Consider the following 21,175-nt stretch of genomic DNA (forward strand, 5'->3'; position numbering starts at 1 on the left):
TGGTCCCAAGAGAGTCTGGTCCCAAAGAGAGCCTCATCAATGTCCAAAGCAATACGCATCCACGCTCATGGCGGTCCGGAGGTCCTGACTTATGAGGACGCCGATCCGGGCCAACCCGGCTCGGGGCAAATCCTGGTCAAGCACACGGCGATCGGCCTCAATTTCATCGACGTCTATCATCGCTCCGGGCTTTACCAGCCGCCAGGCGGTTTCCCGCTGATACCCGGCGGCGAGGCGGCCGGGGTGGTGGTGGAAGTGGGCGCTGATATCGACTGGCTGAAGCCGGGCGATCGCATCGCCTACGCCGTGACGACTGGCGCCTATGCCGAACAACGCGTGATCGCCGCCGATCGCGTCGTCAAGGTGCCGGACGGCATCAGCGACGAACAGGCGGCCGCCATGATGCTGAAAGGGATGACGGCGGAATATCTGCTGCGCCGGACCTTCAAGGTGAAGGCGGGCGACACGATCCTGTTTCACGCGGCGGCCGGCGGCGTCGGGCTGATCCTCGGCCAATGGGCCAAGCATCTTGGCGCAACCGTGATCGGCACTGCCAGCTCCGCCGACAAGATCGAACTCGCCAAGGCGCATGGCTTCGACCACGTCATCAACTACCGCGAGCAGGACTTCGTCGCCGGCGTGCTGGCCATCACCGGCGGCAAGAAGTGCGACGTCGTCTATGATTCGGTCGGCAACGACACCTTTCCGGCTTCGCTCGACTGCCTGAAGCCGCTCGGCATGTTCGCCAGCTTCGGTCAATCGTCGGGACCGGTCCCGCCGTTCAGCATGTCGCTGCTGGCGCAGAAAGGTTCGCTGTTCGCAACCCGTCCGACGCTGTTCGTCTACAACGCCAGGCGCGAAGACCTGGAGGCATCCGCCGCCGCGCTGTTCGAAATCGTGCTCAGCGGCGCGGTCAAGATCAAGATCAATCAGCGTTACGCCCTCGCGGATGCCGGCAGGGCGCATTCCGACCTTGAAGGCCGCAGCACGACCGGGACAACCATTCTTATCCCCTGAGCCTTGCTATCGCTTGGAGCGACGTGCGTCCACTTGGACGCACAAAGCACGCTCTAACATTTTGAATCCAGGCATCGTGCTTTCCGAAAATCGATTTCGATTTTCGGGCCGAATGCGTTAGGTTTCCGCTGAAATTCTTGAAGCTCTTTCAAGACGGGTGCCGCTTTGCGATGACAGCAGGCCGCGCATACCATGCCTGCGGGAACACAGAACATATCTGGCAAACCAGATGGGAGGCACTGTGAGTGCAAATCAGGACGACGCAAACCTGCTTGAGGTTCGTGGCCTTACCAAGACGTTCGGCACACTGACAGCGTGCGACCATATCGATCTCACCGTCGCAAAAGGCGAAATCCATGCGTTGCTCGGCGAGAACGGCGCCGGCAAGTCGACGCTCGTCAAAATGCTGTTCGGAACGCTGGAGCCCAATTCGGGCGAGATATTCTGGAACGGCCAGGCGGTCACGATCACCAATCCCGGCTTTGCGAAGAAGCTTGGCATCGGCATGGTGTTCCAGCATTTTTCGCTGTTCGAGGCACTGACGGCGGCCGAGAACATCGCGCTGTCGCTGGACGACGGTTCGCCGATCAGCACGATCGCCGCGAAGGCGAGGGCGCTTTCCTATAGCTACGGCCTGCCGCTCGATCCGCAATCGCTGGTCGGCGACCTCTCGGTCGGTGAGCGCCAGCGTATCGAGATCATCCGCTGTCTGCTGCAGACGCCGCAACTCATCATCCTCGACGAGCCGACCTCGGTGCTGACGCCGCAGGAAGCCGACAAGCTGTTCGAAACGCTCGAACGGCTGCGCTCCGAAGGAAAGTCCATCCTCTACATTTCGCACCGGCTGGAAGAGGTCAAGCGTATCTGCGACCGCGCCACCGTGCTGCGCCACGGCAAGGTGGTTGGCCATTGCAATCCGCGCAAGGAAACCGCGGCATCGCTGGCCCGCATGATGGTCGGCAACGACGTGCAGGCCGTGGTGCGCGCGCCGGCCCAGGGTATCGAGACCGCGCAGCCGCTGCTTGAAATCCGCGCGCTCAGCCGCAAGCCGGCAACGCCGTTCTCGATCCCGCTCAGAAACATCAATTTGTCCGTACGCGCCGGCGAAGTGATCGGCATTGCAGGCGTCGCCGGCAACGGCCAGGGCGAGTTCTTCGAATCCGTTTCCGGCGAGGTGCCGCAGCAGGATGCCGCCTCGGTGCGCATCCGCGGCAAGGACGCCGGCCGCCTCAGCATCACCGGCAGGCGGCTGATGGGCGCTGCCTTCGTGCCGGAAGAGCGGCTCGGCCACGGTGCAGCACCGCGCATGAAGCTTTCGGAAAACCTGCTGCTGTCGCGCCATGCCACCGACGGCAAGGTGTTCGTCGGCGTCGGCGGAATGGTCAAAAGCGATGCGATCTATGCCGCTGCCCAACGCATCATCAAGGCGATGGATGTGCGCAAGAGCGCTGCGGACCCGGAGGCGGCAGCGCTTTCAGGCGGCAATCTGCAGAAATTCATCGTCGGCCGCGAACTCGACCGCAGGCCAGGCGTCATGGTCGTCAATCAGCCGACCTGGGGCGTCGACGCCGGTGCGGCCGCCCACATTCGGCAGACGCTTATCGAATTGGCGCGCAGCGGCTCGGCAGTGCTGGTCATCAGCCAGGATCTCGACGAATTGTTCGAAATATCCGACGCGATCGCGGTGATGCACAATGGCGAATTGTCGAAGCCATTGCCGATCGCCGAGGCCACGTTCGAAAAGATCGGGCTGCTGATGGGCGGGGCCGAGCCGGGCCACGCCGAACACGCTCTGGAGACGTCATGATGCGCCTCGAACTCGTCAAACGGCCGCAGCGCTCGATGCTGTTCTCGGCGCTGTCGCCCTTCATTGCATTCGTGCTGACGATCATTGCCGGCGCCGTCCTGTTCGCGCTGCTTGGCGTCAATCCCTTGAAGGCGTTCCAAATTTACTTCCTCGAGCCTGTCAGTCAGGTCTGGCAGCTGCATGAGCTGGCGATCAAGGCAGCACCGCTCATCCTGATCGGGGTCGGCCTGTCGGTTTGCTACAGAGCCAACATCTGGAACATCGGCGCGGAAGGCCAATTCATCCTGGGCGGCATCGTCGGCTCGAGCATTCCGGTGCTGTTTCCGCAGTTTGAAGGCCCTCTGGTGCTGCCGCTGATGCTGCTGTTCGGCATGGTCGGCGGCGCCGCCTACGCCGCCATTCCCGCGTTGCTGAAGGCGCGCTTCAACACCAACGAGATCCTGACCAGCCTGATGCTGGTCTATGTCGCGCAGCTGTTCCTCGACTGGCTGGTGCGCGGGCCGTGGCGCGATCCGAAGGGTTTTAATTTCCCGCAGACGATACAGTTCAACGACTCGGCCATATTGCCGGAACTGATGCCGGCCTCAGGCCGTGCCAATTGGGGTTTCGTGTTCGCGCTGGTCGCGGCGGTGCTGGTCTGGATCCTGATGAGCCGCATGCTGAAAGGCTTTGAGGTCCGCGTGCTCGGCGCAAGCCCCAGGGCAGGGCGCTTCGCCGGCTTCGGCATCAAGCGGATGGTGTTCTTCGCGTTCATGCTGTCGGGGGCACTTGCCGGACTTGCCGGCATCTCAGAAGTCTCCGGCGCCATCGGCCAGCTGCAGCCGGTTATTTCGCCCGGCTACGGCTTTGCCGCCATCATCGTGGCGTTCCTCGGCCGGCTCAATCCATTAGGCATTGTCGCGGCGGGCCTGGTGCTGGCGCTGACCTATCTCGGCGGCGAGGCGGTGCAAAGCGCGCTCGGCATCTCCGACAAGGTGGCGCGCGTCTTCCAGGGCATGCTCCTGTTCTTCGTGCTCGGCTGCGACACGCTCATTCACTACCGCATTCGTCTGATCGGCTTGGCTGCGCCGACGCTTGAAGCCGCGCCGAAGCTGGAGGAGGCCCGCTGATGGACATCACCGTCAACATTCTTTTGACCATCGCAACCGCGGCGACGCCTTTGCTGATCGCGGCGATCGGCGAGCTGGTGGTCGAACGTTCCGGCGTGCTCAATCTCGGCGTCGAAGGCATGATGATCATGGGCGCGGTCGGCGGTTTCGGCGCCGGCTATCTCACCGGATCGCCATGGATCGGGTTGTTGGCGGCGATCGCCCTGGGTGCGGTGTTTTCACTGCTGTTCGCCGTCATGACGTTGTCGCTGGCCACCAACCAGGTGGCGACCGGCCTGTCGCTGACACTGCTCGGCCTCGGCCTTTCCGGCATGATGGGCACCAGCTTTGTCGGCCAGCCCGGCGCGAGGCTGCCAAACCTCGACATTCCCGGCCTGACAGCGATGCCCGTCATCGGCAGGTTGCTGTTCGGCCAGGACCCGATCTTCTACATCTCGATTGCATTGACCGCCGCCGTCATGTGGTTCCTGTTCAAGACCCGCACCGGGCTGACGCTGCGCTCGATCGGCGACAGCCACACATCGGCCCATGCGCTTGGCATCAAGGTCATCCAATACCGCTACCTGGCGGTGATCTTCGGAGGCGCCTGTGCGGGCCTTGCCGGGGGGCATCTGTCGCTGGTCTATACGCCGCAATGGGTGGAGAACATGACCGCCGGACGCGGCTGGATCGCGCTGGCGCTGGTCGTGTTCGCATCTTGGCGGCCATGGCGGGTGCTGGCGGGCGCCTATATCTTCGGCGCGGTCTGGATCGGCCAGCTTCATGCACAGGCTTTTGGCATTCCGGTTCCCTCGCAACTGCTTTCTTCGTTGCCCTATCTGGCAACCATCGTGGTTCTCGTTCTAATCTCGCGCAACAAGCGTTTGACGATGATGAACACACCGGCTTCCTTGGGGCAGCCATTCGTTCCGGATCGTTGACGATAAAAGGCAAACGGGAAGCTCCAAGGCTTAACTCAGAGAGGTAACACGATGAAAAAACTGCTTATTGCGCTGATGACCGCGGCGGCGGCATTGTCGCTGGCGGCGACCGCCGAAGCGCAGGAAAAGCTGAAAGCCTGTTGGGTCTATACCGGCCCGATCGGCGATTTCGGCTATTCGTACCAGCATGATCAAGGCCGCCTGGACGTCGAGAAGGCGCTCGGCGACAAGGTCGAGACCGCTTTTCTGGAGAACGTCTCCGAGGGTCCCGATGCCGATCGTGCCTTCGAGCGCCTGGCGCGCGAAGGATGCAAGATCATTTTCGGCACCTCCTTCGGCTTCATGGACCCCGAAGTGAAGGTCGCCAAGAAATTCCCCGACGTGATGTTCGAACACGCGACCGGCTACAAGACGGCCGAAAATCTCGGCATCTACAACGCACGTTTCTACGAAGGCCGCTACATCCTCGGCCAGATCGCCGCCAAGCAATCGAAGTCGGGCGTCGCCGGCTACATCGTTTCGTTCCCGATTCCCGAAGTGGTGATGGGTATCAATTCCTTCATGCTCGGCGCCCAGTCGATCAAGCCGGATTTCAAGGCGAAGATCGTCTGGATCAATTCATGGTTCGATCCGGGCAAGGAAGCCGATGCCGCCAAGGCTCTGTTCGACCAGGGTGCCGACATCATCGTCCAGCACACCGACTCGACCGCTGCCCTGCAAGTCGCCGAAGAGCGCGGACTGCAGGGCTTCGGCCAGTCTTCGGACATGATCAAGTTCGCCCCCAAGGCGCAGTTGACCTCGATCGTCGACGATTGGGGGCCATATTATATCGGCCGGGTGAAGGCCGCGCTCGACGGCACATGGAAACCCGGCAATGTCTGGCTGGGCATCAAGGACGGCGCCGTTAAAATGGCCCCTTACACCAACATGCCCGACGACGTGAAGGCGATGGCGCAAGGCACCGAGAAGAAGATCGTCGAAGGATGGAACCCGTTCACCGGGCCGATCGCCAAGCAGGACGGCACGCCGTGGCTGAAGGAAGGCGAAGTCGCCGACGACCCGACGCTGCTCGGCATGAACTTCTACGTCAAGGGCGTCGACGACAAGCTGCCGCAGTAAGTGCAAGCCTTGGTTCGGCCGGCTTTCGCCGGAACAGGAGCGGGCGCCTTTGGGCGCCCTCTTTTCATCTGCAGAGCTTTGAAGGCTAACCTGCCCGGCTGCGAATCCCACTCACGAAAGTTCAGCGGGCGACTATCGTGTGAACGCCCGTAGGCAGCCGGATACGATCCGATGTGGGAGCGAGCGCCGGGCGCCCATCCGTCGTGATCTGCCATATCTCGACGGCGCCACCAAGCGGCGCTCCCTCATTGCGGTAACGGTTCACGCCAACGAAGAGCTTTTGTCCCGTGCGATCAAAAGCGAGTCCTTGCGGCAGCACGCCTGCGAGCGGCCATTCGCCGTGCGGCGATAGCCGTCCTGTTTCAGTGTCCAGCTGATAGAGGCTGAGCGACGCGTGCTCCGTCCAGTCGCGCGAGCCATCTGGCTTACCGGTGCCGCGAAGATTGGACGTAACAAGAAACCGGCCGTCGGGGCTGAAGGCGATCGTCTCGGCGCCCAAGCCGCCAAGCGCGATGTGAGGCACGGTGTGCCTTGCTGCGTCGCCCGTCGTCCCGACATCGGCAAGCCGGACTGTGGTGAGAATGCCCTCCTGAACGCCATAGAAACCAGCCGTATCGATTCCCCATTGAACATCGGAGGTGATGTAGTAGCGGCCGTCCGGCGAAAAGCGGCCGACAAAGGGGAACTTGTTGGTCTGGATACGATTGCCCCAGGGACGAATAGCAGAAACCGCTCCGTCCTCTCCGCGCAGCACCTCGTAGAAGGCAACCTGACCACGGTCGACGAGATTGACCCCGACATACCGGCCGCTTGGATGCCACTGCACCCAGGTCGCCTTCAATGGAATGAAACCCGTCGACGGCTCAAGACCGAGACCGAAGCTGGATGCTTGGCCGAACCGACCCTCCCTGACTGGAACGAAAGTGAGTTCTTGTTCGGCGTCGGCAGCAAGTGCGGCGATGAGATCGCCAGCAGGATTGAGATGGATCGCCTGCGGCTGGATTCCGATCCTCACGCTGTCGACCACCGCCGAGTGGCCGCCGCCGAACTGGAGCGATCGGATCGTGTCGCCTTGCTGCAACTCGTCGAGGCGGGTCGCCCGTTCGGAGCGTTGACGGAAGGTTTCGGCGACGAAAACGAACTGGCCATCCAGGGAGACGTCTAGTGCTCCGGGCGGCCCATAGGTCGAATTCGAAACCTCCGTCATCGCAACAGAGCGAGACCGCTCTGTCGGCGAGGTGATGATGGACAGCGTATCCCGATAGTGAGGATCTGGAGGCCCGAGCTCGCCCGTCTCGTAGACGGTCGGCACCATATCGACATCCGACAACGCGACGACGGTCCCTCCGCGACTTTCGACCGGCTGAGCGCTTGAGAGGCTCGGCAGCAGGAATAGAACAACAGCAGCGAGAGAACAGCGTCGCATCGATGTCTCCATATCGATTGAAGGCGCCTATTTTCGGGGTTCGCTTTCAGTCGTCAAATCGATATTTGATATCTCGATATTCCTCTCAGTAATAAGAGTTCGGGCGTCCAGCATGAATCTGGCTTCGATCGATCTGAACCTGCTTGTCGCCTTCGACGCTCTGCTCAGTGAAGGCAGCGTGAGCGGGGCGGCAGCCCGTATCGGGCTCAGCCAGCCGGCGATGAGCAAGCGCCTCGGCCATCTGCGTCGGCTTTTCGCCGATGATCTCTTCGTCCGCCATGCCGATGGCGTGCGGCCGACCGAAAAGGCGCTCGACCTCGCCGATCCGATCCGGGCCGCGCTACGCCAGATCCAGGATGCGCTGGGAGGGTTCGGCCAGTTCTTGCCGGAGCGATCGGGTCGCATTTTCAGGATCGCGACCACCGATCACATCGCGGCGACTTTAATGCCCAGACTGATGCCGGTGCTCCGTTCAGCGGCGCCGAGAATTTCGATCGTCCTGCGCAGCCTACACCGACAGGAAATCGTTGATTGTCTCGAGAAGGGCTCGATAGACCTTGCGATCACTATCCTGCCCGATGCGCCGACGACGATCAAACGTGCATCACTCTTCCACGTGAACTGGCTATCGATCGTCTCGGCCGAGCATCCTGAGATCCGCTACGAGATGACGCTCGAACTCTTTCTGAAGTATCCGCACTTGCTGGTCACTCATGTCGGCGATCTGAAGGGCTACATTGATCGCCTGCTCGACGACCGCGGCCTGAAGCGGACCGTTTCAATGAGCCTGCCTTATGCGCTCGCCGTGCCGGCGATCATCGCCCAGACGGACATGATCTGCACCTTGTCGGCAAACGTGATCCGGCTGACGAATTGGCCGCGCGTGCGCTCTTTTCCGCTGCCCTTCGACTACTTCGGTTATCAGGAAACTCTGCTATGGCATCGGAGGAACGACAGCGACCCCGGTCACGGCTGGCTCAGGCGGATGCTTATCCGCGCAAGCGAAACAGTCACGTCCTAGAGCGCTTTGCGTTTTGGTCGAACCAAACCGCGCTCTAACTCTCTATTTTAAAGCATTTTGTCGGACGCCAAACGAAGACGTTTGGCTGCAAAGTGCTCTAGCAGAAGGGGTCTTCGCCCCGCCGGCGATCAGACCGCCGAGCCGTAGAGATCGTAGGCGTCGGCACGGTCGATCTTGACGGTAACGATATCGCCGGCGCGCAACGGGCGCCGCGACTGGATATGCACCGAGCCGTCGATTTCGGGTGCGTCGTATTTGGTGCGGCCCTTTGCCGAGGTGCCATGCGCCTCGTCGATCAGCACTGGCAGGCGCTTGCCGACCTTCCTGGCGAGTTGCGTCGCCGAGATCTTCTGCTGGCGCTGCATGAAACGGTGCCAGCGCGCCTCCTTGATCTCCTGCGGTACCTGTTCGAGGCCGAGGTCGTTGGAGCGCGCGCCCCTGACCGGCTCGTACTTGAAGCAGCCGGCGCGGTCGATCCTGGCTTCGTCCAGCCAGTCGAGCAGCATCTCGAAATCGTCGTCCGTCTCGCCGGGGAAGCCGACGATGAAGGTGGAGCGGATCGCCAGATCCGGACAGATTTCGCGCCAGCCGCGAATGCGGTCGAGCGTCTTTTCGCCATGGGCAGGCCGGCGCATGTTCTTCAGCACTCGCGGCGAGGCATGCTGGAACGGGATGTCCAGATAGGGAAGGATCTTTCCTTCGGCCATCAGCGGGATGACATCGGCGACATGCGGGTAGGGGTAGACATAGTGCATGCGTACCCAGACGCCGAGCTTGCCGAGTTCCTCCGACAGATCGAGGAATTTGGCCCGCACTTCGCGATCACCGAACATGCTGGTCTGGTATTTGATGTCGATGCCGTAGGCGCTGGTGTCCTGCGAGATGACCAGGATTTCCTTGACGCCGGCCTTGGCCAGTTTCTCGGCCTCGCGCAGCACATCGGCCGCCGGCCGCGAGACGAGATCGCCGCGCAGCGCCGGGATGATGCAGAAGGTGCAGCGGTTGTTGCAGCCTTCCGAAATCTTGAGATAGGCATAGTGGCGCGGCGTGAGCTTGACGCCTTGCGGCGGCAAAAGATCGACATAGGGATCGTGGCTCGGGGGCGCGGCCTGATGCACCGCAGCCATCACGCTCTCGTAGGCCTGCGGACCGGTGATGGCGAGTACGTTGGGATGTTTTTCGCGGATGACGTCCGGTTCGGCGCCGAGACAGCCGGTGACGATGACCCTGCCGTTCTCCGAAAGGGCGGAGCCGATGGCATTGAGCGATTCATCGCGAGCCGAATCGAGAAAGCCGCAGGTGTTGACGACGACCAGATCGGCGCCGTCATGCTTGCGCGCGATCTCATAGCCCTCGGCGCGCAGGCGGGTGATGATGCGCTCCGAATCCACGAGGGCTTTCGGGCATCCAAGGCTGACGAAACTGACGCGAGGGGCGGACATTTGCGGTTTCCAATGGACGCGGGCCGGAAACCCTGAGGCCCGGCCCGGAAGTCTCGATGCACGTTGATCTTTTGAGCTTTCGCAGAAGCTCAATTTGCACGGCGCAATAGCATAGTTCCGAAATCAAGCAAACCGGGAACGGCTTGGCGCCTCGGGCGGACCTGCACTGCTAAGGTTTCAATGACCGCCCGGCCCGAACCAGGGCGCCAGGAACGCAAACTGTTCGGGGAACTGCTGCACAGCACCATCCAAAAGCATCTTCACGGCGACGTAGAAAATGATCACCAGGCCGATATAGGCGATCCAGCGGTACTTATGCAGGAGGCGAGCGACAAACGAAGCGGCGAAGCCCATCAGCGCAATCGACAGCGCCAAGCCGATGATCAGGACCGTCGGATGGTCCATCGCCGCGCCGGCGACGGCAAGGACGTTGTCGAGAGACATCGAAACGTCGGCAATGACGATCTGCCAGGCTGCCTGTGCGAAGGTCTTGCGTGGTCCTTTGCCGCCAATCGTCCCGCTTTTGTCGTAATCGACATTCGACAACGATTCCGTCGCGTCATGTTCCTGCTCGTAGCTGACACGCAACTCGCGCCACATCTTCCAGCACACCCAAAGCAGCAGCAGGCCGCCGGCTATGAGGAGAATGGGGCCGATGGTGAGGAGCCACTGGGTGATGAGGGCGAAGAAGATGCGAAGCACGGTGGCCGCCGCAATGCCGACGAGAATCGCCTTCTTGCGCTGATCCGACGGCAGGCCCGCCGCGGCAAGGCCGATGACGATGGCATTGTCGCCGGCAAGCACTAGGTCGATGGCAATGACCTGGAGCAGGGCCGCGAGGCCGGCGGCGGTAAAAATTTCCATCAGCTGGAATTTCCTTGCTTGGTCGCCAATCGTTCGTGCCCGGACGCCCTAACGTGTATGGTTCCCGCGCGTCAAGGCTCCGTGGCAATAAAGACGGCAATCGCCAACAGCCGGTGAAGCTGCCAATCGAACGACGCCCCGGCCGTCAGGACGAATGGCACCGCAAACGCCCGCTCACAGCGCAAATCTCAACCGAGAGTTGAGGCGCTGAGGATAGGGTTGAAGCGCGCCGCCACCGCGATAGATTTCGGGTACCGAAGAGTACGCTGCCTTGGAAGTGTTCCTCACAGGAGAGGTTCGTGACGTCTAACGACAACACACCCGTCCTTTCCGGGGCACCAATCCTTTCCGGGGCGATCGGGGAATACCGCGAGTTCGATTCTCCGGCCGCACTCGAACGGCATTTTCAGTGTGCCTGGTCCAATACATTGCGACCGGACGCGGCATTGCGACCGAACGCGGGGAGCCTGTCGGCCGTGGTCCCCGACGGCTGCGTCGACGTCACCTGGATCGACGGCGATCTGGTCGTGGCAGGCCCCGACGTCGAGGTTGCCCTCTCTGCGCTGACACCCGGTTCCACGGTGATCGGCGCCCGCTTCCGACCGGGTGCGGCAAGCCGGTGGCTCGGCCTGCCGATGTCGGAAATCGTCGGCGGCCGGGTGGCGCTCAGCCACTTCTGGGGAGTGCTGGCGCGCGAAATCGCCCAAAAAATTGGCGATGCGTCCTCCACGGTGGAGCGGATGCGGGCGATGCAGGCGGCACTCTGCAGGCTTGCGCCAGCTGTCGAGCCGCCGCCTGCGGACATGGGATTTGCCTTCAACGCGCTGAAAACCGAATCCGCCGGTCCGGGCATCGCGGTGATCCTCGACCGGCTCGACGTCAGCCCGCGAACGCTTCGCCGCCGCTGCCAGGAAGCTTTCGGCTATGGTCCCAAGACGCTCGACCGCATTCTCCGCTTCCAGCGGTTCCTGAGCCTGGCGCGGCAGTCCACCGAGCCGCGCCTGGCCGATCTTGCGTTCGAAGCGGGCTATTGCGACCAGGCGCATCTGACGCGCGAGGTGCGGCGCCTGTCGGGCTTCTCGCCGGCGACGGTTCTGCGACAGCTCGGCGCTTGAGCTGACCGTTTCGTTCAATACGCCACCGCCAACTCGGCCTAGTCTGCCTTCGTTGAAAGGAGGCAGATATGACCGTCTACAAATCCCGCATCATCACCGTGTCCATCGACCGGGACTGGCGCGAAGTCTATGACTTCGCCTCCATCTCTGAGAATTTCCAGCGCTGGCGGCAGGCCTCGGCAGGCGCTTCGAAAGATCGGGCGAGGAATGGACTGCGGAGGACCCCGACGGCCGGCTCATCCGCATCCGCTTCTCCCGGCCGAACGAGTACGGCGTCCTCGATCACATCGTCTTCGCCGAGGGCAAGGAAACCCGCAATGCGGTGCGCGTGGTCGCCAACGGGACCGGCGCGGAGGTCATGTTCGTGCTCTTGAGGACGCCGGACATGACGCAGGAGATATTCGCTGCCGACGCCGAGGCCGTGCAGCGCGACCTCAACACCCTGAAGGCAATGCTCGAACGCTGAGCATCCAAAAACCGCGAAAGGAGAAGATCATGGCCAAATCCAGCAATGACAAGCGCATCGATTATGTCGAGTTTTCCGTCGGCGACATCGCGCGCTCGCGCGACTTCTATGGAAAGGCCTTCGGCTGGTCCTTCAAGGACTACGGGCCGAGCTATTGCGAGTTCAACGACGGCCGCCTGACCGGCGGCTTCGCTCTCGGTGGCCAGGGCAAGGCGGCAGGCGGGCCGCTGGTGATCCTTTATGCCGACAATCTCGACGAGACCCAGCGCCATGTCGAGGAAGCCGGCGGAAAGATCGTCAAGCCCGCCTATTCCTTCCCGGGCGGCCGCCGCTGCCATTTCTCCGATCCGGACGGCTACGAGCTGGCCGTGTGGTCGGACAAGTGAAGAAGGTGAGGGGGGCGCCGAGCCGGGCCCGGCGCCTGTCTCGCATGGTTTGGGTCGAATAGTTTTGGGCGGGTCCATTGGGACTTAGTGCCGCGCTTGGCGACAGGAGCCGAGATAACACTGACCGGGCGAGCCACCTATTGCGCGGCTGGTGTCCCCGCGCTGAACTCCTTTGAAGATGCCTGCCACTGCTGTTGTAACAAATTAATCTCGCATCGTATAAGGCCGGCCTGAGGAGCATCGCATACCGCACGGCGCATGACGGAACCGACACGAAGGACAATACGGCAAAGGCTGTATGCTTTTTTGATTGCAGGCCTGGGCGGGCTGGCCGCATCGGCAATCTCGTTTTCGATGACGCTCTACGAAGCTGCCCATCCGCCAAGGGCGGCTGTTTCCGGGCGATCGGGGTCCCCGTCATCTTCCAAATCAATTCATCAATTCGCCAAAACCCTTTGGAATCATGCGAAAATCGAACCTGGCTCGTAACCGCATAAGCAGCGTTGAGTTATGGCTATGCCCGTTGCGCAGTCAATAGCTTGTGCTTTTCGAAGATCGCCAGTTTCTGCGGATAAGTGATCCGCACCTTGGCGTTGCACCCGTCGCATCTGAAGTGGGCGATCGTTTTCAGCGCAGAGCCCTTCCTTACCGCCGGATAGGAGCAATCCGGACAAGCGAATGTGAGGGCAACATCAGACAGGTCTTCGGCTAAACCCATTTCCATCTCCTTCGCAAGCGCTCTGGCTACGCTCTGGCGAGACTCAAAAGGCAATTAAGATGCCAATCCCGCTGTGCCAAAGCGGGACTAGAACGATTCGTCTCGGAACGCCGCCAAGCTAGCGCGCCTGTTCTGCGCCTTTTGAACGACGAAGCGACCTGACCTCCTCCAGCAGTTCGCGCTCACTGGTCGTAATGTTTCGGAAGATTGCGACAATCATCTCCGCCAAGGCTTCGGCATCCCGGCTTAAAGGGTCGATGTGTTCATCTGCGCAAACCTGATCGTACACGCGTTCACAAATAGCCAGATCGTGAGGGCTGAGGCGGGTGCGATTGAAACGCCGGCGAAGCATTTGCGAACCTTCGAGGCTCGCTGCCCGTGCAAAAGAAGCGGGCCTTTGCAACAAACGCGAGTCGTCGAGTGGTTGTTCCCGGTTACAAGCTTTTGTGACGCCGACCAACGGACAGGATCCGCGTCTCGGCTCCATGCGATTACGCCAAAGTGCCTTCGTGGGATGGCGCATAAATTCGTCTGTGGTCGTCGTTTGACGACTGTTCAAGGCGGTAATCGTTGAGCATTCTCAGCGCCAAGCGCGGGGGCGGAGATGTTTTTCAAACACGATCCAATGGATCATAATAGCCGACGATCCCATTATCCGCTGCGATATCGCAGATCGGGTATTGAAGGCCGCCGAGAACGACGGGAATCTCCCGATTGCATGTTGCAGAAAAAAACCTGTCAAACCCGCGCGTCTCTTGGTCCAATGCATGTTGCGCAAAAGCATGCTTTCGGGCCTGACACTGGGCCTGACACGAGGGTGCGCAGCCGAGCGGCCGGCGCCGCTTGGGGGGCGTGGGGTAAGAACGCTTGACGGCGCCGGCCAGGCGGTTCGGGGGTCCGCCGCGTTGGATAGTACCGATTTTGGCAAATCAAGTAATTCCGTTATCGCGGAATGTCACGAGCCGCTCGACAACGCTCAGTCCTTTGCATTCTCATCGTCTTGGACAGAGCCATCGTTTTCATCTGCCAGGCTTTCAAACCCGGCCAGCTGCCGGTCGGCCACTTCTTTGGCGAGGCCCACCAAGGCGTCGACCTCTTGCATCTGGTCCACATGACCGCCATTGGCGACGTGTTTCCGGATCCTCTTCAGTTGGTCAGAGGTTCGTCGCAACGTTTCGGCGATTGACAGCTTCTTGGCCACGCCTGCATCTCCTGCATCCCAACCAACCATCCAGACGAGCAAGCGTTCCGGCGGGAAAGCTTTTGCGGCAAAAAAGTCGATACTCCATCGACCCGCTCGATACAGCCCTCTCAACTGTGACAGGCCATTCTGGCATCAAAGGTGCGCCGCAATGGGTCAACACGTCTGGCACCGCAATTGCATGGGCATCGATGGGGGGCCCCGCCGCTTCGCAAATGGAGCGGCGGGGCTTTTTTTGCGTTTTCAGCCATCACCCGTCAGCGGCAGGTGCTGCATGATGCCGCTGGTGTGCTTGTTGGTTCTGATCCTGGAAGTCCGCGCCTTCCATTGAGCAAGTTCGAGTGGCCCGGCAGCTCTATTGGGGGGACTATCAGCAGGCCGCCGGGCCTAGACCGCCAGCGGGCTTAAGAGGAGGCGCTGTGCTGGCTGAGCAAAACCTGCGCTCAAGACAACGCAATAGCATCATTCGAATGAACACTTTCGTCCATCCAGATCTCCTGTTTTTGATGCCGGCTTCGCCGCAGGGCAGGTGAGGGGCGGCGCTTCTTAGTCGTCCCCGGGGGTCGCCGAACTTGACGCCGGCTGCTTCGAAAGCGGGACGATCGCCACGGCCTCTGGCATGTACGCACCACCAAAAAAGCCGTGTCCTACGGGCAGAGTTTATGTCTGCCCGCCAAAGTCCTTGAATGCGAGCCCGGCCTTTTTGAGCGAACCGAGGAAGAAATCGACGTCCTCTGGTCGAATGATCCGCATCGCAACCTCCTGCCGCAGGTTCTTGATCAAGCCTGGCGCGTTCTCTTCAAGCCAGACACGCTCGCGCCGGGCGTCCTCTTCATATCCGCCCTCGCCGAAGATCGCGGCCGCGATAGTATGGTAGTTGGCATTGCCGGGAACCGTGGCTTTCCTGATCCACATGGCCGCCTGCGGATAATCGCCGCGAAAATAGGCGCAAAGGGCAAGCGCGGTCTCGTAATAAGCAAGGGGACCCGGATTGCGTGCGCGCGCTTCCTCGACCAGCGGGCAGCCGTCGTCCCAGCTTCCTGAAAGCGCCAGTCGATATCCGTACTCGCCCATCAGTTCGGTATCGTTGGGGTTGATGTCCAAGGCACGTTTGCCTACCAACAGCGCCGCCTCGATCTCTTTGCTGAAGTATAGCGCGAACATCTCCGCCTGCAGGCCGCGGATGTTGAGCGGGTCCAGTTCCACGGCCCGCCTGGCCGCGGCAAGAGCGCGAGCGATCGAGGCCGACGTCGCGGCTTCGTCGGAAGGATAGAGAAATCGGATCTCATCGATATAGGCCTGCGACAGTAGACCCCAGGCCGTGGCGTAGCCGGGGAAGCGCTCAACGGCCTTCTCCAGGCAACCGCGCACCGCAGGAAGTGCCGTTTGATCGAGGTTTGCCCGGTATGCGTAGAAGGAAAGCGTGCAGGAATAGGCAGCCCAATCGTCGGGAGGATTCGAAACGTTGAGCGAGGCGTCCGCCTGATAGATCACGCCGTATGTCTGGGCCAGGCTTGTCGCCACTTTCTGTGCGATATTGGCCTCGGTCTCGACAAGCGCGGCGACTTTCATCTCCCCATCATAACTGTCCGCCCACAGGATGGAGCCGTCGGCTCGGTTTATGAACCTGATCCGAAGCCGGAAGGCATCGGCCGACAGGTGGACGCTTCCCGCAAGGACAAAGCGCGACGGCGCGACCGAATTTTCCGAAGACTGGACGACGATGACGTCCTTGAACTTAGAGAGTTGCCCGATAATTTCCTGTGTCAGTCCGCCGGCAATCGCCCTGGAGGCTTCCGTTCCTGAAAGGTCGTCAAACGTCTCGACCAGCAGTCGCGGGATCTCAGGCGAAGTCGGGCGAACGCCGCTCCTCGCCAATCCCAATGCCAGAACAGCCAATGCAGCGACGATTGCCGCAAGAGCCACCGTCAGCCATGATGCCTTCATCCATCGAGGAGGGGGCGGGACTTTCTCTGCCCGGTTGACCGGCAAGGCCGGCTCAATGGTCTCGGGGGTCGCTCGCACCGAGAACGTTGGAACGTAACCACCTTTCGGGATCGTGATGAGAATTGGATCGTCGTGTCCGGCAGTCAGATAGTATCGCTCGAGCCCGCGCCGGAGGTGGCCAGCCTCGATGCGGACAATCGGATCCGTCTGCGGGTCGAAGGACATGTCACGGCCGAACACTTCGACTGCGATCGAATAGGCCTTGATACGATCACCGCGACCCGCCAGCGTCTCCTCCACCACATGGCTGAGGAAGCGGCGCTCGCGACCGGTTGCATCGAAGTCCGCGCTGTTGAGGATCCGGGCAAGCTGGGCACGACAATCCTCTGGGGCGAGCCTATGCCCATTCCCTACGGCTATTTCCGCCCGGATCACCTTGGCCCCCTCACATGACCTTGCCGGAGCCGCTGTACTGGAATTTCTGGCCTTGCAAATCGATGAGTCCGTGATCCGCCTGGTAGTCGAGGCTGAATGCATCTAGGGCCTTCAGCTGGTCGGCGACGGCCCACAAGATGGGAATCGGCTTCCGGCTCGATGACGGTTTGTCCCCAGGCGGCCGAATCCGCAAGCGCCAGCCCGACGCAAAACCCAATGCCCAGCCGCAGCGGCCGAGTTCCCGTGCCGCAAGTCGCTCTTATTACGGCCACGCGAGCCTCCCTGTAAAAAAGAACGCTTCCCGATCGAGGTATGACTAAAGTCTAGCGAGTTGAGCAGATACCGCTATTGGCCTTTGGGGAACCGCAGCCCTAGCGGGTGCATCTGTCCGAGGGCAAGGCACTGGAACGCCCGCTGCGATCAGCGCCAGGCCGAGGTAGCGCGGTGCCGCCTTGCCGGATCGACTCCCGCCCTGCGGATCCATTGGATGTCCCTTGGTTCGCCTCACGATCGGGAAGGCCATCCAGGAAGACTGGCCGCGCTAATTGACCTTTGGGAAGGAGGCAGGAACCTATTGCAGCAAAATGAGATCGCCCGAAAGGCCGGGAAACTAGTTTTAGTTTAAGTTGCCTGAGGACGACGCGAGCGCCGCCTGGATCGCACCGATCAGCAAGGCGGCAGGGAAGGGTTTTTGGAGATAGGCGACGCAGCCCAAGCGAACGGCTTCCACCTCGATGGCACCGTCATCGACGGCGGTAATGAAAATGACAGGCAGCCAAGGATCGGAGCTCTGCAAGCGCCGCCTGAGCTCCAGTCCGGAAATCCCACCGAGCTGGATATCGAGCACGACGCACAAGATCGAGCTTGCCGGGTCGCGACCGAGAAAGGTTTCAGCCGATCCATAACCCTCAGTCGGAAATCCATGGGCGTTGAGCAGGCGCTCGACACTCCTCCGCATGCTGGGATCGTCCTCTACGACGGCTATCCTGCCTGGCAGGCTTTCCAAGGCACGCCCGTTTCCCGTCTTGGCATCTGGGTAACCACATCCGGACGGTAGGCATAACCGAGCGCGTATGATACTGGCCTAAGGGGCAGAACCGCCTCTTTTTGGGGCGTTCAGGAGTCCCAGTCGCTCGGCGATCGACACCATCTCGGCCAGCGAATTCACTTCAAGCTTCTCCATGATCGCGTGCCTGTGGGCCTTCACCGTCCTTTCGGACGTGCCAAGTTCGAAAGCCACCTGCTTGTTGCGCTTACCGCGCACAACCATGTCGAAGACCTGAAACTCGCGCGGCGTCAGGCCGGCTGCGAGTGCATGAAGCTTGTCGATTCTATGATGCTCGGCGCAGCGTTTCTCGTTCTGCAGCAGCGCACGATTGATGGCCTCCAGCAGGTCCTTGGCCGAGACGGGTTTCTCCAGAAAATCCTCAGCACCCGCCTTGATGGCGCGAACAGTCGTGGCGATATCGCCGTGCCCGGTGAGAAAGACGGTCGGCAAAAGCGGCGCCTCCTGTGAAAGGCGGTCCTGCAGATCCGCGCCGCTCAGGCCGGGCATCTGCAGGTCGAGCAGTATGCAGCCTGGTTCCGCTGTCGGCAGGCGCGAAAGGATCTCTTCACCCGAACCGTAGGAAGCTACTCGAAACCCGGATGCCTCGACCAGCCGGCCGAGAGCCGTTCGAAACGACGCGTCGTCGTCGACAATGTGGATGACCGGTGTCATTGAATGCTCTGCGCCAGCGGCAGGTCGAAGCGAAAGACGGTGCCGCCCTCCGGGCGGTTGGCTGCCCAGATCCTGCCGCCATACGTCTCGATGATCGTCCGCGCGATGGACAGGCCCAGTCCGGTGCCTGCCGGCTTGGTGGTGTAGAAGGGATCGAAGACTGCGGCAAGCCGCTCATTGGGGATGCCGACGCCCGTATCCGAAATCGAGAGCTCGACCGTGGAGTTGTTGGTAATGGCGGCCTGGAATTCGAGTCTCCGCTCTGGCGAAGCCTTCTCATCCATCGCATCCATCGCATTCATCGCGAGATTGATGATGACCTGCTGGATGTGAACCCTGTCGGCGCGCACGGGCAGGTGCCTGGCCCCCCGAACCGAACGGACGGATACGGTCTGGCGTTCGGCTTCGGCGTGCAGGATGTTGATTGAACTGTCGAGAACCTCGTTGAGGTCGAAATCCTGCCAATCGATCTCGCCCCGCTTCTTGAGCATTTTGCGCAGGCGCTGAATGATGTCTCCCGCGCGCTGGTCATCGTCCTTTATGTCGGCGATGATCTGTTGGATGAGCTTGAGGTCGGGCTGATCGCTCTGAAGCAGTATCTCGGCCGCTTCCGCGTTGCTGCGTATCGCGCCGAGCGGCTGGTTGAGTTCATGCGCGATCGACGCGGACAGGGCGCCCGCCGTTGCGGACTGGTTGAGATGGACGACCTCGAGCAGGCGATGACGCGACTGGATTTCAGCTGCATGCCGGCGGCGACGCTCGTAGAACAGTCCGAGGATCGCCAGGCTCTGCGCCAGCAAGGCCAAGCCGACGAGGGTGATCTGCCATCGATACGTCTCCCAAAGCGTCGGCGTATAGTGAAGGATATTGACGTCGTCCGGGAGGCTGGCCTTGTCCAAACCCCAGCGTTCTAGTTGACGCCAGTCGAGGACCGGAAAGTTGGTCGCATAGACAATCTGCGGAGCGGATTCGTCACCGGAAATACGTTCAATGACTTTGGCCGCAATGTCTTCGCCGATGGACCGATACGTCCCCATGTTGCCGCCCACTATTCCCAGGCCGACATACGAACTCAGCAGACCGTAGCTCGGCGCACCGGAAACCGCCGCGATTTTCGCGGCGGCATCGCGGGGGCGATACTTCGTGCCGCTGGCATCCTCGAAAATCGTAAGGATGAGCAGGATGGTCTGTGCCGTCAACTTCTCTGTTTCGGCCATCATCGATTCGAGCGTGAGGCCGGAGAGATACTCAACGGGCAGATCGTGATATCTGTCGCCTAGGATCTGCCGGGCATTGTCCTGCCAGGATCGATCGAATTCAGCCGATCCAGACACCACCACGATCCGTCGAGCGTCGGCCTGCAGGCCGATTGCGAGATCGGTCGTCTTCGCGATGTCGTAAGCGCTGACCACCCCTTTCATGTCCGGCCGGGGAGAAAGTCGCTTCAGCGACCTCTCGCTCAGGTCTCCAAAGATGATGGCGGCGGTCGGGGCAATGGGGCTACGATGATCCAATATGAAGCGCAAAGCTTCAGGGCCGACCGCGACAACCACGTGAAGAGGAATGCTTTCGAATTTTGCGTGCAAACCATCAGCCAAACGTCGCAGATGGTCCGGTGTAGAAAAACGGCCGCTATCCAGGAATTCCGTATAGATCTCCAGCTTCGTCGTCGCCAGCTTTCCGAGGCCCTTTGCCAGTCCGTCGGCGATCTCGATGGCGGATGTCATCGTGCTGCTATCCTGGTGCAGGATCAAAATACGGTGGACGGCCGGCTCGGCGCTCGCAGTCGCAATGGTCAGACCCGCTTGAAACGCAAGAATGGCGGCCGCTGACAGGACGTTTCGGGTCGATCGTCCGTTGTAACTTCTGATAAGGGCCGTTTTGGAGACCGCCGACGCAAGTCGACCTAAGCAGCGGATTGCTCGTACGGTCAGCCTGAGGATCCCCGGCGGGTTGCAGGTTCCTGAGGCAAAGAACGCGATCACGAGAGGAAGCAAGGAGCGGGCGTGCGACGGCAAGGCCAAGCGGGATAGAGCCAGCATCGTGCGTACCATGCGGAAACGCTCCTCTGCCAGCCCACCCCAGCCAATATTAGCAGCCGTCTGCGTCATGCGGACAGTAACCCAGGCAACCCCGTACTGGTGAAGATCAGGGCAAGGTGGGCACGACAATCCTCTGGGGTGAGCTGATGCCCGCTCCCCGCGGCTGTGTCCGCCTGGATCACCTTGGTTCCCTCACGTGACGTTCTGGGGTGACTACTCCCAGTTATATTTCATTTTTCGCCGGTTACCCTCGCTGCGTAATTTACATACGCGAGCCTGTTCTTGCAATACTCCCAGTATTCTGAACGGATAACGCTGGGACGACGGCGACGGTTCGCCCAATGCGCCGGCGGATGACAACGGATCAAAGAGTTAGGCGGCCTCACCGGCAGCGCAGTTTGAATTTGCGATTTTATAGGT

At 61.1% G+C, this 21,175-nt stretch carries 20 protein-coding genes; 9 read left to right on the top strand and 11 right to left on the bottom strand.

Annotated features, from left to right (window positions below; all coding sequences use genetic code 11):
• Positions 1-39 precede the first annotated feature (39 nt).
• From AC0L16_RS29945 to AC0L16_RS29965, 5 genes are all read left to right on the top strand, one after another.
• Complete coding sequence (locus AC0L16_RS29945) at positions 40-1,017, top strand: quinone oxidoreductase family protein (RefSeq protein ID WP_473625044.1); 978 nt, start codon at positions 40-42, stop codon at positions 1,015-1,017.
• A gap of 229 nt (positions 1,018-1,246) precedes the next feature.
• Positions 1,247-2,824, top strand: coding sequence for an ABC transporter ATP-binding protein (locus AC0L16_RS29950; protein WP_473625045.1), 1,578 nt, complete (start codon positions 1,247-1,249; stop codon positions 2,822-2,824).
• On the top strand, positions 2,821-3,933 hold the full coding sequence (locus tag AC0L16_RS29955) for an ABC transporter permease (RefSeq protein ID WP_473625046.1): 1,113 nt from the start codon (positions 2,821-2,823) through the stop codon (positions 3,931-3,933). Before AC0L16_RS29950 ends, AC0L16_RS29955 begins: the two co-directional genes overlap by 4 nt.
• Entirely contained in the window at positions 3,933-4,853 is a 921-nt protein-coding gene (locus tag AC0L16_RS29960) for an ABC transporter permease (RefSeq protein ID WP_473625048.1), read from the top strand. Before AC0L16_RS29955 ends, AC0L16_RS29960 begins: the two co-directional genes overlap by 1 nt.
• Before the next feature lie 51 nt (positions 4,854-4,904).
• Complete coding sequence (locus AC0L16_RS29965; protein ID WP_473625049.1) at positions 4,905-5,972, top strand: BMP family ABC transporter substrate-binding protein; 1,068 nt, start codon at positions 4,905-4,907, stop codon at positions 5,970-5,972.
• Positions 5,973-6,093: 121 nt separating this feature from the next.
• Here the strand turns inward: AC0L16_RS29965 and AC0L16_RS29970 are convergent, their stop codons facing one another.
• The gene (locus AC0L16_RS29970; protein ID WP_473625050.1) at positions 6,094-7,398 is read right to left on the bottom strand and encodes a beta-propeller fold lactonase family protein; all 1,305 of its coding nucleotides are present in this window, start codon (positions 7,396-7,398) and stop codon (positions 6,094-6,096) included.
• Between the two features lie 112 nt (positions 7,399-7,510).
• Here AC0L16_RS29970 and AC0L16_RS29975 point away from each other — a divergent pair, with 112 nt between their 5' ends.
• The gene (locus AC0L16_RS29975; protein ID WP_473625051.1) at positions 7,511-8,419 is read left to right on the top strand and encodes a LysR substrate-binding domain-containing protein; all 909 of its coding nucleotides are present in this window, start codon (positions 7,511-7,513) and stop codon (positions 8,417-8,419) included.
• Positions 8,420-8,547: 128 nt separating this feature from the next.
• On the opposite strand, the gene rimO is transcribed toward AC0L16_RS29975, so the two are convergent.
• Both rimO and AC0L16_RS29985 read right to left on the bottom strand, forming a co-directional pair.
• Positions 8,548-9,861 (bottom strand): 30S ribosomal protein S12 methylthiotransferase RimO, encoded by a 1,314-nt coding sequence (rimO, locus tag AC0L16_RS29980; protein ID WP_473625053.1) that lies wholly within the window; start codon positions 9,859-9,861, stop codon positions 8,548-8,550.
• 177 nt (positions 9,862-10,038) lie between these two features.
• Positions 10,039-10,725 carry a TerC family protein gene (locus AC0L16_RS29985; protein ID WP_473625054.1) on the bottom strand — a complete coding sequence of 229 codons (687 nt, stop codon included), beginning with the start codon at positions 10,723-10,725 and terminating at the stop codon, positions 10,039-10,041.
• Between the two features lie 299 nt (positions 10,726-11,024).
• On the opposite strand from AC0L16_RS29985, the gene AC0L16_RS29990 reads away from it, so the two are divergent.
• The 3 genes from AC0L16_RS29990 to AC0L16_RS30000 all read left to right on the top strand — a co-directional run bounded on the left by AC0L16_RS29990 (position 11,025) and on the right by AC0L16_RS30000 (position 12,692).
• Positions 11,025-11,840 carry a helix-turn-helix domain-containing protein gene (locus tag AC0L16_RS29990; protein WP_473625056.1) on the top strand — a complete coding sequence of 272 codons (816 nt, stop codon included), beginning with the start codon at positions 11,025-11,027 and terminating at the stop codon, positions 11,838-11,840.
• 322 nt (positions 11,841-12,162) lie between these two features.
• On the top strand, positions 12,163-12,306 hold the full coding sequence (locus AC0L16_RS29995; RefSeq protein WP_473625057.1) for a hypothetical protein: 144 nt from the start codon (positions 12,163-12,165) through the stop codon (positions 12,304-12,306).
• 29 nt (positions 12,307-12,335) lie between these two features.
• Entirely contained in the window at positions 12,336-12,692 is a 357-nt protein-coding gene (locus tag AC0L16_RS30000; protein ID WP_473625059.1) for a VOC family protein, read from the top strand.
• A 514-nt stretch (positions 12,693-13,206) separates the two neighbouring features.
• On the opposite strand, the gene AC0L16_RS30005 is transcribed toward AC0L16_RS30000, so the two are convergent.
• The 8 genes from AC0L16_RS30005 to AC0L16_RS30040 all read right to left on the bottom strand — a co-directional run bounded on the left by AC0L16_RS30005 (position 13,207) and on the right by AC0L16_RS30040 (position 20,824).
• Positions 13,207-13,410: a hypothetical protein gene (locus AC0L16_RS30005; RefSeq protein WP_473625060.1), complete on the bottom strand. Its 204-nt coding sequence runs from the start codon at positions 13,408-13,410 to the stop codon at positions 13,207-13,209.
• 118 nt (positions 13,411-13,528) lie between these two features.
• On the bottom strand, positions 13,529-13,870 hold the full coding sequence (locus tag AC0L16_RS30010; RefSeq protein ID WP_473625062.1) for a hypothetical protein: 342 nt from the start codon (positions 13,868-13,870) through the stop codon (positions 13,529-13,531).
• 516 nt (positions 13,871-14,386) lie between these two features.
• On the bottom strand, positions 14,387-14,611 hold the full coding sequence (locus AC0L16_RS30015; protein WP_473625064.1) for a hypothetical protein: 225 nt from the start codon (positions 14,609-14,611) through the stop codon (positions 14,387-14,389).
• A 660-nt stretch (positions 14,612-15,271) separates the two neighbouring features.
• On the bottom strand, positions 15,272-16,993 hold the full coding sequence (locus AC0L16_RS30020) for a hypothetical protein (protein ID WP_473625065.1): 1,722 nt from the start codon (positions 16,991-16,993) through the stop codon (positions 15,272-15,274).
• A 10-nt stretch (positions 16,994-17,003) separates the two neighbouring features.
• Positions 17,004-17,129, bottom strand: a complete 126-nt coding sequence (locus tag AC0L16_RS30025) for a hypothetical protein (RefSeq protein WP_473625067.1) — start codon at positions 17,127-17,129, stop codon at positions 17,004-17,006.
• Positions 17,130-17,609: 480 nt separating this feature from the next.
• Positions 17,610-17,999: a response regulator transcription factor gene (locus tag AC0L16_RS30030; protein WP_473625069.1), complete on the bottom strand. Its 390-nt coding sequence runs from the start codon at positions 17,997-17,999 to the stop codon at positions 17,610-17,612.
• A gap of 78 nt (positions 18,000-18,077) precedes the next feature.
• The gene (locus tag AC0L16_RS30035; protein WP_473489608.1) at positions 18,078-18,713 is read right to left on the bottom strand and encodes a response regulator transcription factor; all 636 of its coding nucleotides are present in this window, start codon (positions 18,711-18,713) and stop codon (positions 18,078-18,080) included.
• Positions 18,710-20,824: an ATP-binding protein gene (locus tag AC0L16_RS30040; protein ID WP_473625070.1), complete on the bottom strand. Its 2,115-nt coding sequence runs from the start codon at positions 20,822-20,824 to the stop codon at positions 18,710-18,712. Before AC0L16_RS30040 ends, AC0L16_RS30035 begins: the two co-directional genes overlap by 4 nt.
• Positions 20,825-21,175 lie beyond the last annotated feature (351 nt).

This window comes from Mesorhizobium sp. WSM4848 (assembly GCF_055811375.1).

What these genes read in the sequence shown, in the direction of transcription:
- AC0L16_RS29970 (WP_473625050.1), bottom strand. Translation starts at nt 7,398, where the DNA reads ATGCGACGCTGTTCTCTCGCTGCTGTTGTTCTATTCCTGCTGCCGAGC.
- AC0L16_RS29975 (WP_473625051.1), top strand. Translation starts at nt 7,511, where the DNA reads ATGAATCTGGCTTCGATCGATCTGAACCTGCTTGTCGCCTTCGACGCT.
- AC0L16_RS30005 (WP_473625060.1), bottom strand. Translation starts at nt 13,410, where the DNA reads ATGGGTTTAGCCGAAGACCTGTCTGATGTTGCCCTCACATTCGCTTGT.
- AC0L16_RS30000 (WP_473625059.1), top strand. Translation starts at nt 12,336, where the DNA reads ATGGCCAAATCCAGCAATGACAAGCGCATCGATTATGTCGAGTTTTCC.
- AC0L16_RS29985 (WP_473625054.1), bottom strand. Translation starts at nt 10,725, where the DNA reads ATGGAAATTTTTACCGCCGCCGGCCTCGCGGCCCTGCTCCAGGTCATT.
- AC0L16_RS29955 (WP_473625046.1), top strand. Translation starts at nt 2,821, where the DNA reads ATGATGCGCCTCGAACTCGTCAAACGGCCGCAGCGCTCGATGCTGTTC.
- rimO (WP_473625053.1), bottom strand. Translation starts at nt 9,861, where the DNA reads ATGTCCGCCCCTCGCGTCAGTTTCGTCAGCCTTGGATGCCCGAAAGCC.
- AC0L16_RS29965 (WP_473625049.1), top strand. Translation starts at nt 4,905, where the DNA reads ATGAAAAAACTGCTTATTGCGCTGATGACCGCGGCGGCGGCATTGTCG.
- AC0L16_RS30040 (WP_473625070.1), bottom strand. Translation starts at nt 20,824, where the DNA reads ATGACGCAGACGGCTGCTAATATTGGCTGGGGTGGGCTGGCAGAGGAG.
- AC0L16_RS29960 (WP_473625048.1), top strand. Translation starts at nt 3,933, where the DNA reads ATGGACATCACCGTCAACATTCTTTTGACCATCGCAACCGCGGCGACG.
- AC0L16_RS30035 (WP_473489608.1), bottom strand. Translation starts at nt 18,713, where the DNA reads ATGACACCGGTCATCCACATTGTCGACGACGACGCGTCGTTTCGAACG.
- AC0L16_RS29945 (WP_473625044.1), top strand. Translation starts at nt 40, where the DNA reads ATGTCCAAAGCAATACGCATCCACGCTCATGGCGGTCCGGAGGTCCTG.
- AC0L16_RS29950 (WP_473625045.1), top strand. Translation starts at nt 1,247, where the DNA reads ATGGGAGGCACTGTGAGTGCAAATCAGGACGACGCAAACCTGCTTGAG.